The organism is Mucilaginibacter polytrichastri (genome assembly GCF_001911425.1).
Taxonomy (GTDB): Bacteria; Bacteroidota; Bacteroidia; order Sphingobacteriales; family Sphingobacteriaceae; genus Mucilaginibacter; species Mucilaginibacter polytrichastri.
The window spans coordinates 2030236-2034110 of record NZ_MPPL01000001.1 but is presented as its reverse complement, the minus strand read 5'-3'; the positions used below and the strand labels follow the sequence as shown (position 1 = coordinate 2034110).

Annotated in this window: 3 protein-coding genes; all 3 read left to right on the top strand. The window is 42.8% G+C overall.

Annotation, left to right across the window (positions count from 1 at the left end):
• Positions 1-142 (top strand): hypothetical protein (locus RG47T_RS27055; protein WP_216351123.1); only part of this gene is annotated, 142 nt, incomplete at its 5' end.
• A gap of 13 nt (positions 143-155) precedes the next feature.
• Positions 156-1709 (top strand): SusD/RagB family nutrient-binding outer membrane lipoprotein, encoded by a 1554-nt coding sequence (locus RG47T_RS08815; protein WP_074489074.1) that lies wholly within the window; start codon positions 156-158, stop codon positions 1707-1709.
• Between the two features lie 128 nt (positions 1710-1837).
• On the top strand, positions 1838-3875 hold a 2038-nt coding region (locus tag RG47T_RS08810), incomplete at its 3' end, for a glycoside hydrolase family 3 protein (RefSeq protein ID WP_253187505.1).

The window sequence follows — 3875 nt, the reverse complement described above, 5'->3', positions numbered from 1 at the left end:
TAACGTGTGGGTCATCAAGAAATACACACCTAATATTGATCCCGAAGCGATATCATCAAGCGGTGATAACCTAACTGGTTATGAGCAAGCCTCACTGCCAACTGTGCGCACATACGGATTCAACCTTAATTTAAAATTCTAATCCTAAATAGAATATGAAAAATATAATTAATATTTTAATTTTAGTAACCTGCATTACGTTGATTAGCAGTTGCAATAAAGGGTTTGATAAATTAAATGTCAATCCCAATAATCCTACATCGCTTGATGCTGCGTTTTTGTTCACCAATGCGCAATTTAGCACGCATGCAGCCACTATGGAAACAGAGCCAACGGTTGTTCAGCAATTTATAAACCCATTTACCGGGATTACCGCGGCGTTTAATTTTAACCAGGTGAACCAAACCTACACGGCACAAAACTGGAACGCCGAGTACACAGGCACCAATACCGGGGCCACCACTTCTGCCGGCCCGGTACAGTTACTGGTACAGATACTAAGCCAGTTGAAAGGCAATGCAGCGAGGTCTAACTTGTACAACGAGGCCAGGATATGGAAAGCCTACCAATTTATGATGCTGGTTGATACTTATGGCGATGTACCCTATACCGATGCAGCCCAGGCGTATTTAAATAATGTGCTGACTCCAAAATACGATAATCAAGCAACAATTTACACCGATTTGGTTAATGAAGTAACTGCCGCTACTGCAGCACTTGACCCTTCAAAAGACATTGTTAAGGCCGATGTATTTTATGCCGGCAATGTGGCTCAATGGAAAAAGTTGGGGTACTCTTTATTACTCCGCATAGGTATGCGTTACAGTAAAATTGACCCGGCTAAAGCGCAAACTATTGTAAAGGCAGCAATTGCCGGCGGTGTAATGACATCTAATGCCGATAACTGTTATCTGAAATATAATGCCACCTACGTAAACCCGGTAAGTCAAAATATTTCTACACTTGCAAATACCTACTATTTAGCTGCTCCATTTGTTAATCAATTAAAAAATACCGGCGATCCGCGATTGAAGTTTATAGCTGGCAAATACGCAAGCCCAGCTGCTGCGCCAACCAGTGTACCAGACACCATTTCTGCAGATCAGTTTGGCATGCCTATCGGTTATAGCAGCGCAACACTTTCTAACGCACCTGGTTTCCGTGGTTCCAATGGTTCGGGCTACAATTACTCTCAGATCAATTACACCATTTTTGGTAACTTAACAGCTCCCCAGTTTTTTATTACTTACGGGCAAACGCAACTACTGCTGGCCGAAGCCGCCTTTAAAGGCTGGATCACCGGTGGAAGTAGTCCGGACGTTTACTATGCTAACGGCATCCGGGCCGCTATGGATCAATGGACCACTTACAACGCAGCTGCCATAATCCCTCTATCTACTGAGAATGCTTTTATTAACAGCCCGGCTATTGCTTATAACGCAGCAAATGCACTTAACCTCATAAATACCCAATATTGGGTTGCATCATGGGGCAATGGCTCCGAAGCTTGGGCCAATTTCAGGAGAAGTGGTTTCCCTGCATTATCGCCTAACACGATATCGGGCCAAAACATAACAAGCGGATTTGTTCGCCGGTATGTTTATCCCACCCTTGAACTATCTGCAAATTTGACTAACTACCAGGCTGCAGTTGCAGATAATGGTGGACCAGATGATATGGATACGCGTATTTTTTGGGACAAGCAGTAACAAAGTATATAAAAATATATTTTTGATGATTTAATGTTATTTTAATGCAAAAAATGCCGACCATATAGCCGGCATTTTTTGTAAGATATTTGCCTGATCTGTATAAAGATTTACCCAATAAAAACCGGATGAAAATACTTTTAAAACTTTGCTTTTTGGCAGTGCTTATTTTGCCCTTTACTGCTACTGCCCAAACATCGGTTTACCCATACCAAAATTATAAACTAGATTTTACTACCAGGGTTAACGACCTGGTGAAACGGATGACACTGGAAGAAAAGGTAAGCCAAATGCTTAACTCTTCACCGGCAATTGCAAGGCTAAATGTCCCCGCCTATGACTGGTGGAACGAAGTTTTGCATGGAGTGGCCAGAACACCATTTAAAGTAACTGTATATCCGCAGGCCATTGCAATGGCCGCTACATTTGATCGTCAGTCTTTAAATCAAATGGCTGATTACGCTGCTTTGGAAGGCCGCGCTGTACACAATAAAGCTTTGCAAATGGGCAGGGCCGGCGAAAGATATATGGGTTTAACTTATTGGACACCCAATATTAACATTTTTCGTGATCCGCGTTGGGGCAGGGGGCAAGAAACCTACGGGGAAGATCCATTTTTAACAGCAGCCATGGGCAGTGCCTTTGTAAAAGGGCTCCAGGGCGACGATCCTAAATATTTGAAAGCTGCCGCATGTGCCAAACATTATGCCGTGCATAGTGGCCCCGAGCCATCACGCCATGTATTTAACGCAGATGTTAGCAATTATGACCTGTGGGACACTTACTTGCCAGCCTTTAAAAAATTGGTTGTTGATGCAAAGGTGGCAGGGGTTATGTGTGCCTATAATGCCTTTAAAACACAGCCTTGCTGTGGCAGTGACCTGTTGATGGTAGATATTTTACGTAATCAATGGAATTTTAACGGGTATGTAACCTCTGATTGCTGGGGCATAGACGATTTTTTTAAAAACCATAAAACACATGCCAATGCCGAAGATGCTTCAGCAGATGCCGTACTGCACGGTACTGATGTAGAATGTGGTACCGATGCTTATAAATCATTGGTGGCTGCCGTAAAAAATGGCAGGATAGCCGAAGCACAAATTGATATATCTGTGAAACGTTTGTTTATGACCCGTTTCAGGCTGGGTATGTTTGACCCGCCTGCAATAGTAAAATATGCGCAGACACCTGAATCTGTTTTAGAAAGCCCTGTACATCAGGACCATGCACTTAAAATGGCCCGGCAATCAATCGTATTACTTAAAAATGCCGATCATACCCTGCCATTGAGTAAATCTATAAAGAAAATAGTGGTACTGGGCCCAAATGCAGACAATCCGATATCCATATTAGGAAATTACAACGGTACGCCATCTACCGTAACAACGGTTTATCAGGGTATTAAACAAAAACTACCTAACGCAGAAGTGGTTTATGAAAAGGCTATTAATTTCACCAACGATACAATGCTTGTTTATACCGACGTTGCAAAGCAATATCACATAGATGGGCAACAGGGCTTCCGTGCAGAGTATTTTAATAACCGCGATTTAAAGGGCAATCCGGTGGTACGTTATGAAAAAGCGATAGCAAATAACTGGCAGGAAGGCGAAGAAGTAACTGGTACCATCAAGGCAAGAGACTTTTCGGCCAGGTACACTACTAACTTTTCGGCGTTAACGGAAAGTGCGATAACCTTTGAAGTAGAAGGTGATGATGGCTACCGGTTAATGATTAATGGTAAAGAAGTTTTAAATGCCTGGACAAGAAACAGGTGGGGGGCGCAGCAATATAAATTGGCTACTGAGCCTGGAAAATCCTATCAAATTAGCTTAGAATATTGGCAGGGCGACGGTAAAGCCAATATCAGACTAAGTGCCGGTAACTATAAAAAAACAGACGCTAACGCTTTAGCCAACCGTATTAAAGATGCTGATGCTATTATTTATGTGGGTGGCATTTCTCCACAACTCGAAGGGGAAGAAATGCAGGTTAATTACCCTGGATTTAATGGCGGCGACAGAACTTCAATACAATTACCGTTGGCACAAACCAATTTGATGAAAACACTACAATCAACAGGCAAACCGGTAGTTTTTGTAATGATGACCGGCAGCGCTCTGGCCATACCATGGGAGGCGGCAAATATTCCGGCTATAGTTA

Coding starts and splice junctions, on each gene's coding strand:
- RG47T_RS08815 (WP_074489074.1), top strand. CDS start 156: ATGAAAAATATAATTAATATTTTAATTTTAGTAACCTGCATTACGTTG.